The sequence below is a fragment of the Halohasta sp. A2 genome (genome assembly GCF_056175805.1).
In genome coordinates this window covers 1-255 of sequence record NZ_JAQFWV010000309.1, presented here as the reverse complement: position 1 = coordinate 255, position 255 = coordinate 1, and the positions used below count along the sequence as shown (strand labels likewise).

The following is a 255-nucleotide window of genomic DNA, read 5'->3' as shown; positions in this document are numbered from 1 at the left end:
CGACCGCATCGGCCTCACTCTCATCACTGCGCACGTACGTCATAGCCAGCGTCACCGGCTTACCGTTTGAAACGAGGTATGCTGAACAATAGCGGTGACACGTTGTTGTACCGTCTTTAGCGGCCATTCGACAGAGTTCGCCGATCTCATCGGCGTACGTTCCGTGATAGGGGTTATCGACGAAATCAATGGAGACGATCCTCGACCGGTCAGGGTCGAGGATCGTCATTGCCATCTCCTTCAGTAGGTCGTTAG

Annotated in this window: 1 pseudogene; it reads right to left on the bottom strand. The window is 54.5% G+C overall.

Annotated features, from left to right (window positions below):
• Positions 1-255 (bottom strand): annotated as a pseudogene (locus O2S87_RS19250) (ISH3 family transposase); the annotation flags it as partial.